Source organism: Blastococcus sp. KM273128 (assembly GCF_021698975.1).
Lineage (GTDB): Bacteria > Actinomycetota > Actinomycetes > Mycobacteriales > Geodermatophilaceae > Blastococcus.
In genome coordinates this window covers 1-17,138 of the sequence record NZ_SSXA01000042.1, presented here as the reverse complement: position 1 = coordinate 17,138, position 17,138 = coordinate 1, and the positions used below count along the sequence as shown (strand labels likewise).

The window sequence follows — 17,138 nt, the reverse complement described above, 5'->3', positions numbered from 1 at the left end:
TGAGTGGTTGAGCCGCTGTGGCATGAGTGGGCGGACGGGCGGTGCGTGCCGGTCACGCCTGCCCCCTGTCCTCCGGCGCGGCAGAATGGCTGCCGGCGGGCCCGCCCCGCCGACGCCCGCGGCGGGCGGCACGGCCCTCGACCGGCGGGATCGGCGCCCGCCCCGGGTCAGCCGTGTAGCCGTACCCGTAGCCGTAGCCCTGGGCGACGGCGGACGCCGGCGGAACCCGGTTGAGTACGACGCCGAGCAGCTTCGCGTCGACACGGGCGAGCACTCTGGCCGCCTCCTCGAGCTGCTCGCAGCGGGTCTCGCCGTAGCGGGTGGTCACCACGCAACCGTCGGCGAGCACGCTGAGCACCGCCGCGTCCGTGACCGGCAGCAGAGGCGGGGTATCGATGACCACGTAGTCGTGTGTGCTCCTTAGGCCGTCCAGCAGCGCGCGCATCTGTTCCGAACCCAGCAGCTCGCTGGGGTTGGGCGGCATCGGCCCGGCCGCGAGCACGCTCAGCTTGTCGTCGCCCCAGCTCTGAGCCACCTCGTCGATGTCCGCAGTACCGGCCAGCACGTTGGTGAGCCCGGGGCCGCTGACCAGCCCCATGTAGCGGGTTACCCGCGGGCGCCGCAGGTCCGCCTCGACCAGCATCACCCGGCTGCCGCCGTGGGACAGCGCGATGGCGAGGTTGACCGCCAGCGTCGACTTGCCTTCGCCGGGCACCGAGCTGGCGACCACGATCACCTTCGGCGGGTGGTCCACGTCGAGGAACTGCAGATTGGTGCGGATGGCCCGGAACGACTCCGCCGTCGCCGACTGCCGGTCCGCCGCAGCGAGCACGTGCTTCTCGCCGAGGCGCGCGTCCTCCAGCACCGTGCCAATCAAGCCGGTGTGAGTAAGGGCCTGCACGTCGTCACCGCTCTTCACAGTGTTGTCGAGCCGGCTCCGCAGCAGTGCTAACCCCAGCCCGATCAGCAGCCCGAGCACCCCGCCGAGTGCAACGTTCCGGACGATGGCGGGGCTAACCGGCTCCGAACTAGCGTCGGCTGGCTCGACGACGCTCACCTTGAGCGCCGAGACATCGGCCTCCAGCTCGAGCACCCACTCGGTGAACTGCTCCGCCAGCGATGCGGCGATCGCCTGCGCCCGGAGAGGGTCGGTGTCGGTGACCGTCACCTCCAGGATGACCGTCTCCGGGAGCACGGTGGCGTTGACCTTGCCCGCCACCTGCGCCGCGGAAAGCTCCAGGTCCAGGTCGTCGACAACCTCGGCTGCGAGCGCCTCACCGGTCAGGAGCTGGGCGTAGGAGGTCACCCGCTGCTGGGTGAAGAGGTTCCCCTGGTAGGCCGCAGAGGTGTCGGTGGAGCCGGCGACCGAGACGAACAGCTGGGTCGAGGAGGAGTACAGCGGCGTCGCCAGCCAGCTCAGCAGACCCGCGGCGGCCAACCCGGCCAGCAGGCCGCCGACGAGCAGCCACCAACCGGTTCTCACCGCGTTGAGGACATCCCTCAAGTCCAACAGAGCCCCCGCTCGACACCGGACCCTCCCCCGTCGGGGCCCGTTCTCGCCGCAGCCTCAATTGGTTGAGAACTGAAACGCGGGAGTAACGTACCTGGCACTGCGCGTGTGTTCACCCCCTAAACGCCTTAACTGGTGACAGTCGGTACGTAGCGCGTTCGACCCGACGCGGAGAGTTAACGCGCGCTGTGCCGAGTGGCGCCGCTGTGACCGCACGACCACATGCTGCACTGCAGGCATGCGCGTGCTCTTCATCTGCACGGGGAACCTCTGCCGGTCTCCCATCGCCGAGCGTCTGGCTCGCGCTCACATCGACGCCCACCTCGGTGCAGCGGCTGCTGCCATCGGCCTGGAGAGTGCCGGCACGCGAGCGGCCGTGGGCAAACCCATGGACCCATCCGCCGCGCGCGTACTCGCCGAGTTAGGTGGGAGATCGGACGGCTTCCGAGCACGCCAGTTGACGGCCACTCTCGTCCGGCAGGCCGATCTAGTGCTCACCCTGACGCGCCAGCACCGACAATCGGTGCTCGAACTGACGCCGGGCGCCCTGCGTCGCACCTTCACGCTCGCCGAGGCGGCAGCACTCATCCCCTTCGCCGCCGTGGACCCGCACCCTGCCCCCTCGCTGCCCGAGCGCGGCACAGTTCTCGTCGCCGCACTGAACGCAGCCCGCGCCCGCCGCCCGGGCATCGACCGCGACAACGACGACATCGCCGACCCCGTCGGCCGTCCCGTCGGCGTCCACCGCACGACGGCTGCAGTCATCAACGACCGTCTGACGCCCGTCCTGTCGATGCTGTGCGCCACTGACGCCCCGGCACCTGCCACCGTTCCGATGCGCCTGTGACGTACGTGCCGGCGTAGCCCGACACCTGGCCGTTCTCCCCGCCACGCGGCGCTCACGCCCCTAATCTGCGCGGCATGCCCTGTCCCTCCTGTGGGGCGACGGCCACGCGCACGCAGATCCTGACCGGCTACTGGCGGTGCGATGCCGACGTCCGCATCGAGCAGCTCGTCCCCGCCGGCGGTGAGTCAACCGCCGTTTCGTCTTCGAGCGAAACTCGTCGCTGCGGCACCGTCTACCTCCGGACCCGCGACGAGGACGCCGCCACCTGCCGCTGCGGTGAGCCGGCCATCGGCGAGTGCACCGAGTGCACCCACGCCGTCTGCGCCGACCACTCCGACCTGTGGCAGGGCTGGCGGGTCTGCGACCGCGACCTGGCCAACGCCCGCCTGCGCGCCCGAGCCGCTGCCGTCGCCGAGGAGAAGCGCCGCGCCCAGGAGGCCGCCGCCGCCGAGGCCGAGCGCCTCCGGCAGCGCACCACCCTGCTCGAGCTCGCCGACGAGGACGCCGTCTGGCTGCTCTACGCCCGCGACGAGCGCCGCACCGAGCAGCAGGTCCGCTCGGCAGTGCACGTGCTGCGCCGGCTCACCGCGGCGGAGTTCACCGACGTCTGCCTCTATCTCCTCCCCTACGCCCGCGAGCCCGAGACGCGGCGCACCGGCCTCACCCGGCTCACCGGCTGGGCCTTCGAGGGCTCCGGGTACCACGGCCGCTCCTGGTTCCTGACCCGCAAGGGCGAGTGGCACCGCGGCGGCCCGCTCGGCGAGGAGCGCCGGCGCTGGAAGGACGTCCGCTTCGACGACGTCGAGAAGCGCGCCGTCATCGACGAGATGGCCTGGCAGCAGTCGATCGACAGCGGCCTGGTCTGAGGCACACTCCGGCAGCGGCACGAACCCGCCGCAGCGACGTCGGGAGGGGTGCCAGGGATGCCCTCCGCCCTGCGCCGCGCCGCGGTGCCGGCGCTCGTCGGCGTCCTGGCGCTCGCCGTCACGATCGGGGTGGTCACCGCTGTGCGATCCACTGAACCGGCCGAACCGCTCCCCCGCGCCGTCGTCGCCGAGTACTGGCGGGCCGACGGCTCACCGCGGCTGACCACGGCCAGCGAGCGGGTCACCGTCTTCTTCCTGGCCTTCGCGACCAGCGCGCAGCCCGGCACCGGCCGGCTGACCTTCGACCCCGACCAGGGCAGCGGCGTCTCCCCCGAGCAGCTGCGCGCCGACATCGCCGCCGTGCAGGCCCGCGGCGCCGCCGTGCTGGTCTCCGTCGGCGGCGCGGTCGACGGCGGCATCGTCGTCCGCACCGACGAGCAGGTCGACGAGGTCGTCGGCAGCGTCGAGCGGATCTGCGACGACTACGGCTGCGACGGCGTCGACTGGGACCTCGAGCAGGGCGGGGCGGGCACCGAGCTCGGCGCGCTGGTCCGGGCCAGCGCCCGCCTCAAGGCCAGCCGGGGCGCCGACTTCGCGGTCACCGTCTCCGCCGAGCCCGGCCTGCGCCTGTACGAGGAGTTCGCCCTGGCCGAGGGCGAGGCCACCGTCGCCGGCCGGACCTGGCGCGGCCGGGTCTGCGACCTCTACGGGCCCCAGTTCTACGACTTCGCCCAGACCGCAGCGGAGCGCCGGGCCGACATCGTCGCGACGGCGCGCCGGCTGGTCGACCGCGGCCTGGAGCCGTCCCGCTTCGCCATCGGCACCACCTACGCCGGCTCCGCGCTCGGCGAGCCGGGGCAGATGCCGGTCGAGGACTACCTCGCCGCCTACCGCACCCTCGCCGACGCCGGCGTCCGCGTGCGCGGCGCCTACGTGTGGGACATGACGATCGAGGGCGCCGGGGGCTACCCCTTCGCCGAGGCCTTCGGCGCCGCGCTCGGCACCTGAGCGCCCACGAACCCCGGCTCGAGCACCCGGCCGTCCGCGTCGGGCCGCACCTCGGTGGTGGCGCACAGCCCGCGCTCGTTCATCGCGTCGACGATCGGCTGCAGGGCCGCGATCGAGTTGAGCGTCGCCTGCCCCAGGCCGTCGTGCATGGTCACGATCGAGCCGTCCCGCAGCGGACCGACGACGTTGGCCGCGATCTCCTCGGCGGAGACGCCCTCGGTGTCGTGGGAGTCGACCAGGTTGTCGGTCGCGTCCCGGCCGAACGACATGACCAACCGCAGCCCGAGCTCCCGCGCGACGTCGTCCACCTGCTGGTTCACGGCCCCGTACGGCGGCCGGTACAGCTCCGGCTGCGGCGCGCCCTCGGCCACCAGCAGCTCGCTGGCCCGCCGCAGCTCCTCGCGGATCTGCTCGTCCCCCCACGGCGACACCTGCTCGCCCGAGGGCAGCTCCCCGGTGGTGAGGTCCGCGTGCGACTGGGCGTGGTTGCCCACGACGTGTCCCTCGGCGACGGCCCGCCGGACGAGCTCGCCGCGGCCCTCGACGTTGTGCCCGCTCCAGAAGAAGACGGCGGGCAGCCCGAGATCACGCAGCCGGTCGAGCAGCGCGCCGGTGTGCTGCCGCGGCCCGTCGTCGAAGGTGAGCACGACGTACCCGCCGGAGCAGTCGCTGGTCAGCGGCCGCAGCTCCTCCGCCGCAGCGGCCGCCGGCTCGGCCGAGGCCGCCGCGCTGGTCCGCACGTCCGCGACCACCTGGTGGCCGGCGAAGGTCAGCCCGAACACCACCGCCAGCGCGGTCAGCAGCGGCCGGCGCCTCACCGGGCCACCTGCCGGTAGACCAGCCACACATCGGCATCGGCGACGCCGGAGGCAGGGATTGCCGCCACCAGCTCGTAAGCGGTGTAGTTGTCGTGCAGCGCGGTCTGCACGACGTCCTCCAGGGCGTCCTCCGCCGGCGAGCCGGTGCTCGCCGAGTGCAGGACGATCGTCGAGTAGTGCAGGTCCTCGACCGCCACCCGGACGGCGTCCTCACCGCGCGCGTAGAGGCCGTAGGTGTCCGCCCACCGCACCCCGGGCTGGTCGCCCAGGTGGTAGGCGAGCGCCTCCGCGGCCGTGCCGCTGGCCAGGTAGCTGCCCGGCACCGGGTCGGCGAGCAGCTCGGCGACGACGGGCCGCACGTCCGGCCACGCCGCATACACCGTGCCCGACCGGGAGACGCCGAAGAGCACCAGCACGGGCAGCACCAGCAGCACCGGGCCGAGCCGCCACACCCCCCGCGACATCCGGGTGAGCGCCAGCCCGGCCAGCGGCGCGAGGAACAGCACCGAGAAGGCCAGGTGGCGGTCGAACGCCACCGCCGAGCCCGTCCACAGCTGCGCGGCGGGGAAGACCGCGCTGCCGGTGAGCAGCGCCGCGGCGAGCACGGCGTCCCGCCCGCCCGTGCCCGCGAGCCGGACCGCTGCGACGACGGCGAGCGCGGCCAGCAGCCCGACGTCGAGCAGCAGCCAGCCGGCCGACGTCGTCCACGCCTGGGGGCTGGGCGGCGCGGCCCCGAGGAGGTCGCTCCAGGCGCGGGCGCCCGGCCCCGCCCCGAGCAGGTGGACGGCGCCGGTCAGCAGCACCGCCGTCCCGCCCGCGAGCGCCGACCGCCGCAGCCCGCCCGCCCCGGCGAGCGCGGCACCGGCGACGAGGACGACGGGGACGAGCACCGCCGTCGAGTACTGGACCACCGGCACCAGGGCGAGCAGGCCGCCGGCGGCCAGCGCGGAGGCGGGGCCCCGGCGGGCGGCGATCGCCCAGAGGGCGGTGGCGAGGCCGAGCAGCGCCACGGCGTCGGCGGTGCCGAGCCCCCCGACGAGGACGACCGGGGCGCTCAGCGCGAAGGCCGCCGCCGAGAAGACGCCGGCCCGGTGCCCGGCGCGCGCCGCCACGGCGCCGGCGAGCAGCCCCATCGCGGCGAGCACGCACGCCAGCCCGGCCGCCCGGACGAGGAACAGCCCGCCCAGGCTGTCCAGCGCGGCAACCAGAACCGGATGCAGGAAGGGAGCGCCGGGCAGGAGGTCGCCGTGCGCGGCGGCCGGCGCCCCGGTGACCCACTGGGTGATCAGGTCCCGGCCCGCGTTGACGGCGAGGGCCTCGTCGGCCGAGGCGCCGTTGCGCAGCCGCAGCGACAGGGCGGCGAGCACGGCCCCCAGCAGCAGCATCGGGAGCCGCGTCACCCAGCGGCGGGCGCGCGGGTGCCCCAGACGGCCGGGGAGGCTGCGCCACAGCGCGTCGTGCCAGTGCGGCGCCCGGTAGGTCTCCGCCGGTGCGGCGGCGGTGAGGGTCACCGCCGCTCCTCCAGCGGGGTGGGCAGCGTGTCGTCCCGCTGGTTCTTCGGCAGGATGCGCCGCACGGCGAGCCCGAGCATCAGCACCGTCACCGCGGTCAGCACCGCGGTCGCGCCCATGAACCCGTCGTGGGTGACCTGCTCCAGCAGGGCGGGGAAGCCGGCGTCCATCAGGTGATCCACTCGCGCTCGGCGCCGTGCAGCGCGCGGGACAGGGCTTGCCAGTTCACGACCGACTGCGCCAGGTCGTAGACGATCATCGGGAGCAGCGCCGCCGCGTACACCCGGCCGCGCCGGCCGGCGCCCCAGGAAGCCAGCACCTGGTCGAGCACGAACACCGGGATGATCGCCAGCCAGATCAGGTGCAGCGTCGGCTCCTCGAGCGCGAACGCGTACGACCAGGCCAGCACCATGAGCAGCGGCACGAGGCTGCGCAGGTAGGTCCACACCTGGACCGCCCAGGCCTTGCGGGTGTGCTCGACGAACCCGTAGGTCATCAGCGTCTCGAGCGTCCCCCGCTGCCAGCGCAGCCGCTGGGTCCGCCAGTCCGACCAGGTCGGCATGATGTCGGTGACCACGCGGCAGTCCCGCGCGCAGCGGGGGTCGTAGCCGAGACGCTGCAGGGCCACGGTCAGCTCGTAGTCCTCGGTGAGCGAGGCCTCGTGGTAGACCTGCCCCCTCACGCCGGGCAGCAGCGCGGTGCCGCGGGCGTCGGCGACGGCGCGCAGGGCCTCGGCGGTGAACATGGTGGCTGCGCCGGAGAGCACGTGGATGCGGCCGGCCCGCCGGTGGACCGTGCGCAGGCCCTGGGTGTACTCGATCTTCTGCAGCAGCCCGATCCGCGACGGGTGGTCGGCGGCGACGTAGGAGCCGCTGATGCCGCCGCGCCGCCGGTAGGCCTCGAAGTAGCGCATCCCGCGCTCGATGAAGTCGGGGCTCAGCCGGCTGTCCGCATCCATCGACAGGACGACGTCGTCCGGCTCCAGCGCGGCCAGCACGCGGGCCAGCCCCTGGTTGAGCGCGCCCGCCTTCTTCGCGGTGTTGCCGCGGGTCTCCAGCACGTCGACCCCGAGCGCGCGGGCGATCTCGACCGTGCCGTCGGTGCAGTTGTCGGCCGCGACGAGGATGCGCTGGGGCGGGCGGGTCTGCCGCCGGAGGCTGGCGATCGTCTGCGCGATGCCGACTTCCTCGTTGTGCGCCGGGATGACCGCGGTGACCCGGGGCTGCCGCTCCTGCGGGCGGTCGCGGGGCTCGGCCGCCGTTCCCGGGCGGTCCAGGACGACGGCGTTGGCCTCGAAGCGGTACTGCCGGGGGATCTCCGGCGCGAGCGTCGCCACCGGTGCCGGAGGACGGGTCGCGCCGTCCGCGGGGCGCGCGTCGGCGCGCCCGATTGCTTCAGTTCCCACCAGAATCCCCCCGGATGCCGTGCGGATCCCGCCGTGGTGGCGGCACCGCACGGTCGTGCGTGTTCCTGCGTCCCAGCTCGCCGTGGCGACGATGGCCAGGCGCCGCGAACGTATGCGGGTCGCGGGCCCCGGTGAAGGCCCCGGCCACCAGATCTTTGCGGGCTCAACCAGATACGCAGAGTGAGCATCACTCTCGGTGCTCGGCCTGTGACGTGCACTTTCGCCACGATCGGGCGATCCACGAGCGCCTTCGACTGGGCGGTGATCACTCTGCGTCGACGAACGCCGGAGGTCGTCGACGGCCCGCTCACCCCGCCCGGGATGAGCGCCGGCCGTTCGCCCCGGCGTCGCTCGTCGGCCATGGTGGCGACGCCGCCGGCCCGCGCCCGGCCACTGCCACAGGACCGGGAAAACACCTGGTGAGCACCGCGCGGGGTGGCTGCGCCCGCCCGGATCGGCGTCGCCGTCCGTTCGCCTGCCGAACATCTTTGGGCGACCGTCCCGCCCGGCCGTGGCGACGCCGGGCGGGCGCGCCGCGCGCGGGCGCCGGCGCGGCGGCCGGGAGGCGGCGCCGGTGGGGAACACCTCCGCCCGGCGGCCGGCCGAGGCACCCGGCGGTTCGGCTCCACTGCCCCGGGACGCCGCCCGAGGAGGTCTGCGCGAGGGCTTCGTTGTGACCGAGATCACAGATTGAGGGAGCCCGGCCCTCACCTGGACGGGCGACCCCGGCACCGGCCGCCGACCCGGGCCGGTGCAGCGGCGGGGCCAGGGCCGCTGCACCGTTCCCGCCCGCTCCGCAGGGAGCTGACCACCCCCGTGCGCGGTCAGCCCCGCCCGGGGCGGAACGGTGCACGCGCCGCCTCCGGAGCGGGGGAGCGCGCCTCCACCACTGAACCCGGCGCGGCCGGCCCCGGGCAACGAACGCGGGGCGCAGATTGGGCGCAGGCGGACCTGCGCCCGGTTCCACCTGCGGGTTCTCCCGCTGCGCTAGGTTGCCCGAACCAGTTCCGGAAGACGGGGGTCCCCGATGAGCGACACCGGCGACGGGGCGGCCACCGACCCGTTCGTGACCCAGGTCGGCTGGCTGATCGCCTCGGCGGGCGGGAAGGACCAGCTCGTCAGCCGCAGCGGCGGCCTGGTCAGCGCCCGCACTCTGGACAACTGGATGGCCGGCAGCTACCCGCGCACGAAGGTCACCGGCGCCGTCCGCGACCTGGACGACTGGGCCCGCACCGAGTTCCCCGGCTACCCCGAGGCCGCCGGGGTGCCGGCCCTCGTCGACTCCTGCGGCCCCTTCCGCGGCGCCACGGCCGCAGGCCTCGCGCCGAGCCTCGCGCCGGCCGGGGAGCCGGCCGCGGAGCTGCCGCCGCCCGCGCCGCGCCGCCGCCGGCTGCCCTCCTGGGCGTTCATGGCGGCCGCCCTGCTGCTCACCGCCGTCCTGTCCTCGTTCCTCACCGCCCTCGCGATCGGCGAGCAGGGCACGGCGGCGCCCGCGGCGGAGCCGACGATCGGCGCCACCGACCTGGTCGACCTCCCGCTGCCCAGCACCGGCGACGGCACCCTCGTCGAGGAGGAGGCCGGCAGCATCGGCGCCAACACCTTCGCCGACCCGCGCACGCTCTCCGGGCGCGGCGCACCCGTTCCGCCGCACACCACGATCCAGGTGCGCTGCCGCTACTACGCGCCGAGCGTGCCCAGCGTCAGCCCCGACGGCTTCTGGTACCTCATCGAGACCGAGCCCTGGAACGGCCTCTGGACGCCGGCCAACTCCTACATGAACGGCGACCCGCCCGGCGGCCCGTACCTGCACAACACCGACCTCGCCGTCCCCGTCTGCCGGTGACGGCGCCGGCCGACTGCTAGGCCGCCTTGGGCAGCAGGCGCAGCCGGGCCCAGAAGCCGCTGCTGCTCACCGGCGCCTCGCGCTCGGCCCGGGCGGGCACGGCCTCCTCGGCGTCGTCCGCGACGTCGGCCTCGGCCTCGTCGGCCACGCGCAGGCGGGTGCGCGACACCGGCGGCAGCCGGTGCACGTCGGCCGGCCCGTACGCCGACGGCGGGGCCGCGTGGCGGCCGTAGCTCTCCGCCGACCCGGTGCGGAAGGGGGTGGTGGCGCTCATCCGCTCCGCCGCCGGCTCCTGCTCGTGCGTTCGCTCCACACCGCACTCATCGGCAGCCGGGGCACCGGACGTGACGGGACGGCTCCCCCCACCGGGTGAGCCCGCCCACGCGGCGCTGAAGAGCAGGCGCCCTGCGGCCGATGCCCTCTTCCATGGACCAGCAGCAGACGGCGACCCCTCGTCGCCGCCCCGGGCGCGCGCTGATCCTGACGATCGGCCTGACCGCGCTCTACGCCACCGGCGTGGGGCCGCGTCCCGCCGGTGCGACCTGGGACCGCGCGTACGACGTCGTCCTCTACAACCTGCCCTACCTCGCGGCCGCCGCGGCCTGCCTGCTGACCGCGCGCCGGGTGTGCACCGAGCGGCTGGCCTGGGCCGCGCTGGGCGGCGCCCTCCTGCTCGGCGCGCTGGGCAACGCGCTGCGGGTGCTCTCCTCCGGGCTGCAGGGCAACGAGCCCGCCTCCACGCTCTCCCACGGCGTCATGTTCGCGGCCTACCTGGCCATGTACGTGCCGGTCGTCGTGCTCATCCGCGCCCGGGTGCCGCGCTTCCACCCCAGCATGTGGCTCGACGGCGTCGTCGCCGCGTTCGGCAGCCTCTCCGCCGGGGTCGCCTTCCTGCTGGGCCCCTACCTGCTCCTCGATCCCGGCGAGAAGCCGATCGCGGCCGTCGACCTCATGGCCCCGATCACCACGGTGCTGCTCATCGGCGTCGTCATGGCCGTCGGCGGCATCCTCGGCGTGCGCCTGGACCGCACCTTCGTGCTGCTGGGTGCCGCGCTGGGCATGATCGCCGTCTCCGACCTCGTCCTGTTCGCCCTCAAGGTGCGGGGCACCTACGTCGACGGCGGGCCGCTGGAGCTCGGCTGGCTGTTCTCGGTGATCCTGGCCGCCTGGGCCGCCGAGGGTGCGGTCGAGCCGCCCCGCCGGCTGGGCAGCATCGGTTCGCGCATCGGCTGGCGGCTCATCGCCGTGCCGCTGGCCTGCCTCGTGGCCAGCCTCGTCGTGCTCAGCCCGTGGGCGCAGCCCGTGCCCGCCATCGCGGGCTGGCTGGCCATCACCTGCGTGCTGGCCGGCGTCGTCCGGATCGCGGTCACCTTCCGCGAGGTCCGCGGCTACAACCAGGTGGTGCTCGAGTCGCGCACGGACGAGCTCACCGGGCTGGCCAACCGCCGCGCGCTGCTCGAGGAGGCCCAGCGCGTCGTCACCGCGGCCGGCCCCGACCGCCCCGCCGCGCTGCTGCTCCTGGACCTCGACGGGTTCAAGGAGATCAACGACAGCCTCGGCCACACCGCCGGCGACGACCTGCTCCGCCAGATCGGGCCGCGGCTGCGCGGCTCGCTGCGGACCGGCGACCTGCTGGCCCGGCTCGGCGGCGACGAGTTCGCCGTCCTCATGCCCGCCGCGTCGACCGCCGAGGCCCGCGCCCTGGCCGACCGGCTGCGCACCCTGCTGCTGGCCCCCTTCACCGTGGCCGACGTCCGGCTGCACGTGGGGGTGAGCATCGGCGTCGCCACCACCCCGGCGCCGGCGCGCACCGTGCAGGAGCTGCTGCACTGCTCCGACGTCGCCATGTACAGCGCCAAGCGCGCCCGCGAGGGCGTGCACGTCTACGTGCCCGACCCGGTCACCGGCACCTCCGGCAGCGACCGGCTGCGCACCATGGAGGAGCTGCGGACGGCGCTGGACGGCGACGAGCTGCGGGTGTTCCTGCAGCCGCAGATGGACATGCGCGACGGCCGCATCGTCGGCGCGGAGGCGCTGGTCCGCTGGGAGCACCCCACCCGCGGGCTGCTCTCCCCCGCCGCGCTGCTGCCCGCCGCCGAGCAGGCCGGGCTGCTGCGCCCGCTCACCGACCGGGTGCTCGAGCTCGCCCTGGAGGCCGCCGCCCGCTGGTGGCCCGGGCGCGAGCTGCCGGTGTCGGTCAACCTGTCTGCGGCCAACGTCACCGACCTGGACCTGGCCGGCAAGGTCGCCGCCGCGCTGCACCGGCACGGCCTGCCCCCTCGGGCGCTCACCCTGGAGCTGGTCGAGGACACCCTCATGGCCGACCCCGAGCGCGGCCGCACGGTGCTGGCCGACCTGCGCGCCTCCGGCGTCCGCACCTCGATCGACGACTACGGCACCGGCTACAGCTCGCTGGCCTACCTGCGGCACCTGCCGGCCGACGAGCTGAAGCTGGACCGCACGCTCACCGCCGACGTCGACCGCGACCCCCGCGCCGCGGCGATCGTGCAGAGCACCGTCGCGCTGGCGCACGCCCTCGGGCTGAGCCTGGTCGCCGAGGGCGTGGAGACGCTGGCCACCAGCGCCACGCTCGCCCGCCTCGGCTGCGACGTCGCCCAGGGGTACGCCATCGCCCGCCCGATGCCGGTCGACGACTTCCTCGAGTGGCTCGACGCCTCCGATTCCGGGCTCCTCGACAGCGCGCTGATCCCGCAGCTGCACACGGGCGGTAGCGCCGGCTGACCCCAAGGGGTCAGGACGACGCCCTCGGGGTGACGCACGACCGGGCGACACGCCGATCTGGATGAACACCCTGCGCTACCGGGTGTGGACTATGAGCGGGTGACGCCGCCCTCCCCTGCCTCTGACCTGGTCGCACGCCCTCTGGCGTGGCGCGACCTCGCCCCCGAGATCCTCCGCCAGCGGTTGGTGATCGAGGGCTACCCGGCCGCTCCCGTGGACGACGCCCAGATCCGCACCTACCTCTCGGCGCTCTCGCGCGAGGTGGACATGGTGCAGCTGCTCGAGCCGGTGACGCACCGCTCGGACCTCTACGGCTGGGCCGGCTGGATCCACTGGGAGACCTCCGGCGCGCACTTCTACGCCTGGGAGCAGCCGCGGCTGTTCTTCTCGGTGGACATCTACACCTGCAAGGCGTTCGACCCGGACGTCGCGGTGGCGTTCACCGCCGACTTCTTCGACGCCGGCACCGTCGTCGCGAAGGGCTTCTGAGATGGCGTTCCGGCTGCTGGTCGCGCACACCCCCGCCGAGCGGGAAGCCGCGCGGCAGGTCGAGGCCGACGTCTTCCTGCAGGCGTTCGGGAACACCCCCGAGCTCCTGGCGCAGGAGTACGGCCCGTTCGAGGAGCGCTCGCGGTTCGTCACCGTGATCGACGACGAGAGCGGCGTCGCCCTGGGCACCGCGCGGCTGATCACCCACGGCGCGAGCCCGGTGAAGACGGTGCTCGACATCGCCGGCGCCCCCTGGCACCTGCCGGTCGCCGAGAGCCTGGGCGCCGTCGACCTGGAGCCCGCGACGGTGTGGGACGTCGCCAGCCTCGCCGTCGACCCCCGCTACCGCGCGGGTGCGGCCGGGGCCGAGGTCAGCGTCGCGCTGTGCCACGGCATCTGGCGGTACGCCCGCAACTGCGGCGTCCCCGGCATGGTGACGATCCTCGACGACCGGGTGCACCGGCTGGTGCGCGCGATGGGCCTGCCGTGGCACGCCATGGCGGGCGCCACCTCGCAGCCCTACCTCGGCTCGCCGGCCAGCACCCCGTGCGTCTTCGTCGTGGCGACGGCGGAGGCCGAGGTGTACGGCAGCCGCCCGGACCTCGCGCCCGCGCTGGACCACGGCGTCTTCCGCTCGATCACCGTGGACCCGGCAGACCTGGCGGCGACCCGCGGCACCTTCGCCGACCCGGCCGAGCCCGCACTCGAGGACGTCCCGCTGCGGGACACCACCGGCTGGCGCCCGCCGACGGCCCGCCGCGCCGAGGTCCCCCTCGCCTGACCCGGCGCGGGGCGGCGGCGTTTTGTGCACAAAGTGCCGACGGCGGCGGGGCTCCGGGAGGTCACCATGTACCCCTCGGGGCCATAGCGCTCTGCCCCGCACCGGTGGGCAGAGCCCTACTTCCCGGACCTCAGGTGCCGGTCCGGCCGGTCAGCTGGGCGGATCGGGCCCGACCGGCGGGCGGCCCACCACGGCGGTCAGGACCGGACGCCCTCCGGGACCTGCTCCCGCACGGCCCCGGCCACCAGGTCCGCGGCCGCCGCCGTCAGGTGCGTCTCGTCGGTGCGCAGCAGCACCGAGCCGGCGAACGCGGGGCAGCGGCCGTCCGCGCAGAACAGCTCCTGGGTGTCCACGTAGGTGACCTGCGCACCGGCGGCCTGCACCGCCTCGACGGCCGCCTGCTCGGCCGCGGACTTGTCCAGGAACCCGCGGCTGATCGACCGGACGCAGTCGTCGGGGCCACCCAACCGCCCACCGCACTCGCGGGGGTCGGCGCCCAGCGGCGGGTTGCCCAGCACCACCACCGAGCCGACGTGCGGGATCACCGCCTCCAGGGTCGTCTCCAGACCGCTCTGCCACTCCGCGACGGCGGCGTCGTCGACCGCGCCGCTGACGAAGTTGCCGAAGTACCCCTGCCCGGCCGACAGCACCAGCACGTCGGGCTGGGTCTCCTCGATGAACTGCTGCGTGGTCTCCCGCGCGGCCGCGCAGTCCTCCGGGAAGCCCGGCGGCTCGGCCGGCGGGGCGACGGCGACGTCGACGAACGGGCAGGAGGCGAAGCCCAGCCCGAGCACCCGCCAGTCGTCGCCCTCGAACAGCGCGTCGACCGTCGGCCCCCAGCTCATCGCCACCGAGTCGCCGACCAGCAGCGCCGTCTGCGGTGCGTCGTCGGGGCCGTCCTGGCAGACCAGCGGCTCACCCCCGGCGGTCACCGTGTTCCGGCAGCCGGGCGCCTCGGTGCCCATCTCCTCCGCCTGCTGCTCGGGGCCCAGCCCGTCGAGGGAGGGCGTGAGGTCGTCCGGCCAGGAGTCGGCGGCCAGCGCCGTCTCCACCTGCTCGGCGAGCTCGTCGGCGGTGGGCCGCTCCCCCGCGACGACGGCGGCATCCCCGTCGGCGCTGCCGGTGCCGCGCAGCCACGACGGGCCCCAGAACTGCGCCAGCGCCACCACGAGCAGCACCCCGGCGACGGCGACCGGCAGCAGCACCCCGGTCCCGGGGGGCCGCTCCCACCCCGACACGTAGCGAGGGCGGGGGCGCAGGTTCAGCACGGGCCGCTCGACCCAGCGGTACGAGGCGGCGGAGAGCACCAGCGTGAGGGCCAGCAGCGCCAGCTGCACCGCGAGGTCGTCGCCCACGGTGGCGAAGCCGAACACCACGACCGGGAAGTGCCACAGGTAGATCGAGTACGACCACCGCCCGATCGCCTGCGACGCCGGGTTGGTCAGCAGCACGGTGGCCGGGGAGGCGGGCGGGTCGGCCAGCAGCACCACCGCCGTCCCCACGACCGGGAGGAGCACCCACGGGAAGGGGAACGCCGAGGTCGGTGAGATGACGACGGCGGAACCCAGCACGACCAGGAGCCCGCCGAGGGAGAGCGCCGGGCGGAGCCGGTCGGTGATCGCCACCCGCCCGGCGAGGACGGCGACCAGCGCCCCGGCCAGCAGCTCGCCGGCCCGCGCCAGGGTGTCGAAGTAGGCCGCCGTCGGCGCGGTGCTCGTGCGGTAGGCCGCCCACGCCAGCGAGATCGCGATCCCCGCGCCGATGAACCACAGCAGCCGCCCCGGCCGGTGGCGGAGGTCGAGCGCCCGGTAGCCGGCGAAGAGCAGCAGCGGCCAGAGCGCGTAGAACTGCTCCTCGATCGACAGCGACCAGTAGTGCTGCAGCGGTGACACCGGCCCCTGCGCCTGCAGGTAGTCGGCCCCCGCGGCCACCAGGTGCCAGTTCTCGACGAACAGCGCCGCGGCCAGCGCGTCCAGCGCGGTCTGGTTGGCCCGCGGGAGGAAGAAGAAGGCGTACCCGGCGGCCACGGTGACCGCGAGCACGACCATCGCCGCGGGGAGGATCCGCTTGGCCCGCCGGAGGTAGAAGTCGCGGAACGAGACCCGCCCGCTCTTGGCCAGCTCCCGCAGCAGCAGCGCGGTGATCAGGTACCCGGAGATCACGAAGAAGACGTCGACGCCGACGAACCCGCCGTGCGGCCAGCCGAACACGTGGTCCGCGACGACCAGCGCCACCGCGACGGCCCGCAGCCCCTGGATGTCGGCGCGGAAGCGCAACGGACCGCCGGGCGGCCGCGGCGTCGTCCGGGTGGTCGCCTGATCCGTTGCGGACATGCGCACGAACGTACTGGCGGCGACGCGCTCCCGGGGCCGCGGCATCGCGCGGTTCCCCAGCCCGGGTGTCACCCCGGTGGTGCACCGCACCGGCGGCCGCCCGCGCCCGCGCCCGTGACCGGCACGGCAGCGCCGCGGGCGGCCGGATCAGTACCCGGCGAAGCGGACGTCGCTGATCGCGGTGAAGTCCCGGATCGCGGCGTGGTTGCCGGTGCCCGCGATCTCCAGCACCACCTGGCGGGTGGTCACGCCGCCGGGCAGCTCGAGGTCGGCCGGCGCGGGGCTCGGCGACGCGATCGACTGCCGCTGCGCGGTTCCGTCGTCGAACCGCCAGGTGACGTCGGTGACCGTCCGGTTCTCCAGGAAGCGGTCCGTGCCGTCGGCGGGGTCCACCTTCGCGTAGCCCGGCACCAGCCCCACCGCGGTCACGGTGACCGGCGCCCCGAAGTCGTAGACGAGCTGCTGCCCCACGGCGGAGCCCGCGCAGCGCCAGGCCGTCGCGGGCACGGCGTCCAGGGTGAGCCCGGGGTCGTAGGTGATCTGGTTGCCGAGCGAGTCGGCGCTCGAGGGCGCCTGGCAGGTCGCCCGCACAGACACCGGCTGCAGCGGAGCGGCCGTGGGACCGCCGCTGTCCCCGGCCTCCTGCGGGGCTCCCGTCCCGGCCCCGTCCGGCGAGCCGGGGACACCGGCCGCCAGGAGACTCCCCGCGACCACGAGCGCCAGGGCCAGGCCGCCGGCGGCCAGCAGCGCCGGCGGGGGCAGCCGGCGGGCGGAACCCGGGGGCACCGGCGCCGGTACCGCGGGCAGCCCGGCGAGCGGTAGCTCGCGCGTCGGGGCCGCACCGAGAGGCGGCGGGGGTGGCGCGGGCGGCGCGGCCGATGCCGGCGGGGCGGCCTCCGGCGCGGCCGCCAGGTCGCCGACCGCCGCCGCGAGCCACGCCTGCGGGCCCACGCTGGGCAGCGGGGTCACCGGGGCGGTGCCCGAG

The 17,138-nt window shown here is 75.0% G+C and carries 14 protein-coding genes and 1 pseudogene; 7 read left to right on the top strand and 8 right to left on the bottom strand.

Features of this window, described 5'->3' with window-relative positions; genetic code table 11:
- Window positions 1-52 precede the first annotated feature (52 nt).
- A complete protein-coding gene (locus tag E9529_RS13175) occupies window positions 53-1,504 on the bottom strand; it encodes a polysaccharide biosynthesis tyrosine autokinase (protein ID WP_255709025.1) in 1,452 nt (483 codons plus the stop codon).
- Window positions 1,505-1,748: 244 nt separating this feature from the next.
- On the opposite strand from E9529_RS13175, the gene E9529_RS13170 reads away from it, so the two are divergent.
- The 3 genes from E9529_RS13170 to E9529_RS13160 all read left to right on the top strand — a co-directional run bounded on the left by E9529_RS13170 (window position 1,749) and on the right by E9529_RS13160 (window position 4,231).
- Entirely contained in the window at window positions 1,749-2,357 is a 609-nt protein-coding gene (locus tag E9529_RS13170) for a hypothetical protein (RefSeq protein WP_236831614.1), read from the top strand.
- A 74-nt stretch (window positions 2,358-2,431) separates the two neighbouring features.
- Window positions 2,432-3,223: a hypothetical protein gene (locus E9529_RS13165; protein ID WP_236831613.1), complete on the top strand. Its 792-nt coding sequence runs from the start codon at window positions 2,432-2,434 to the stop codon at window positions 3,221-3,223.
- 57 nt (window positions 3,224-3,280) lie between these two features.
- Window positions 3,281-4,231 (top strand): glycosyl hydrolase family 18 protein, encoded by a 951-nt coding sequence (locus E9529_RS13160; RefSeq protein ID WP_236831612.1) that lies wholly within the window; start codon window positions 3,281-3,283, stop codon window positions 4,229-4,231.
- On the opposite strand, the gene E9529_RS13155 is transcribed toward E9529_RS13160, so the two are convergent.
- Genes E9529_RS13155 through E9529_RS13140 form a run of 4 tightly spaced genes read right to left on the bottom strand, consistent with a single transcriptional unit; the run spans window position 4,189 to window position 7,896 of the window.
- Complete coding sequence (locus E9529_RS13155; RefSeq protein ID WP_236831611.1) at window positions 4,189-5,049, bottom strand: polysaccharide deacetylase family protein; 861 nt, start codon at window positions 5,047-5,049, stop codon at window positions 4,189-4,191. The genes E9529_RS13160 and E9529_RS13155 overlap by 43 nt on opposite strands.
- A complete protein-coding gene (locus tag E9529_RS13150) occupies window positions 5,046-6,560 on the bottom strand; it encodes a hypothetical protein (protein WP_236831610.1) in 1,515 nt (504 codons plus the stop codon). Before E9529_RS13150 ends, E9529_RS13155 begins: the two co-directional genes overlap by 4 nt.
- Window positions 6,557-6,730 (bottom strand): hypothetical protein, encoded by a 174-nt coding sequence (locus tag E9529_RS13145; RefSeq protein WP_236831609.1) that lies wholly within the window; start codon window positions 6,728-6,730, stop codon window positions 6,557-6,559. Before E9529_RS13145 ends, E9529_RS13150 begins: the two co-directional genes overlap by 4 nt.
- Entirely contained in the window at window positions 6,730-7,896 is a 1,167-nt protein-coding gene (locus E9529_RS13140; protein WP_236831608.1) for a glycosyltransferase family 2 protein, read from the bottom strand. The genes E9529_RS13145 and E9529_RS13140 overlap by 1 nt, the downstream gene beginning before the upstream one ends.
- 1,096 nt (window positions 7,897-8,992) lie before the next feature.
- On the opposite strand from E9529_RS13140, the gene E9529_RS13135 reads away from it, so the two are divergent.
- Window positions 8,993-9,808, top strand: a complete 816-nt coding sequence (locus tag E9529_RS13135) for a hypothetical protein (RefSeq protein WP_236831607.1) — start codon at window positions 8,993-8,995, stop codon at window positions 9,806-9,808.
- A 16-nt stretch (window positions 9,809-9,824) separates the two neighbouring features.
- Here the strand turns inward: E9529_RS13135 and E9529_RS13130 are convergent, their stop codons facing one another.
- On the bottom strand, window positions 9,825-10,121 hold the full coding sequence (locus tag E9529_RS13130) for a hypothetical protein (RefSeq protein WP_236831606.1): 297 nt from the start codon (window positions 10,119-10,121) through the stop codon (window positions 9,825-9,827).
- A gap of 101 nt (window positions 10,122-10,222) precedes the next feature.
- Here E9529_RS13130 and E9529_RS13125 point away from each other — a divergent pair, with 101 nt between their 5' ends.
- From E9529_RS13125 to E9529_RS13115, 3 genes are all read left to right on the top strand, one after another.
- Window positions 10,223-12,550 carry a bifunctional diguanylate cyclase/phosphodiesterase gene (locus E9529_RS13125; protein ID WP_236831605.1) on the top strand — a complete coding sequence of 776 codons (2,328 nt, stop codon included), beginning with the start codon at window positions 10,223-10,225 and terminating at the stop codon, window positions 12,548-12,550.
- Window positions 12,551-12,649: 99 nt separating this feature from the next.
- Window positions 12,650-13,039 (top strand): S-adenosylmethionine decarboxylase, encoded by a 390-nt coding sequence (locus tag E9529_RS13120; RefSeq protein ID WP_236831604.1) that lies wholly within the window; start codon window positions 12,650-12,652, stop codon window positions 13,037-13,039.
- Between the two features lies 1 nt (window position 13,040).
- On the top strand, window positions 13,041-13,820 hold the full coding sequence (locus tag E9529_RS13115) for a hypothetical protein (protein ID WP_236831603.1): 780 nt from the start codon (window positions 13,041-13,043) through the stop codon (window positions 13,818-13,820).
- Between the two features lie 197 nt (window positions 13,821-14,017).
- Here E9529_RS13115 and E9529_RS13110 read toward each other — a convergent pair whose 3' ends face one another.
- Window positions 14,018-16,153 carry an acyltransferase family protein gene (locus tag E9529_RS13110; protein WP_236831602.1) on the bottom strand — a complete coding sequence of 712 codons (2,136 nt, stop codon included), beginning with the start codon at window positions 16,151-16,153 and terminating at the stop codon, window positions 14,018-14,020.
- A 147-nt stretch (window positions 16,154-16,300) separates the two neighbouring features.
- Window positions 16,301-17,138: pseudogene (locus tag E9529_RS13105) on the bottom strand (discoidin domain-containing protein); the annotation flags it as partial.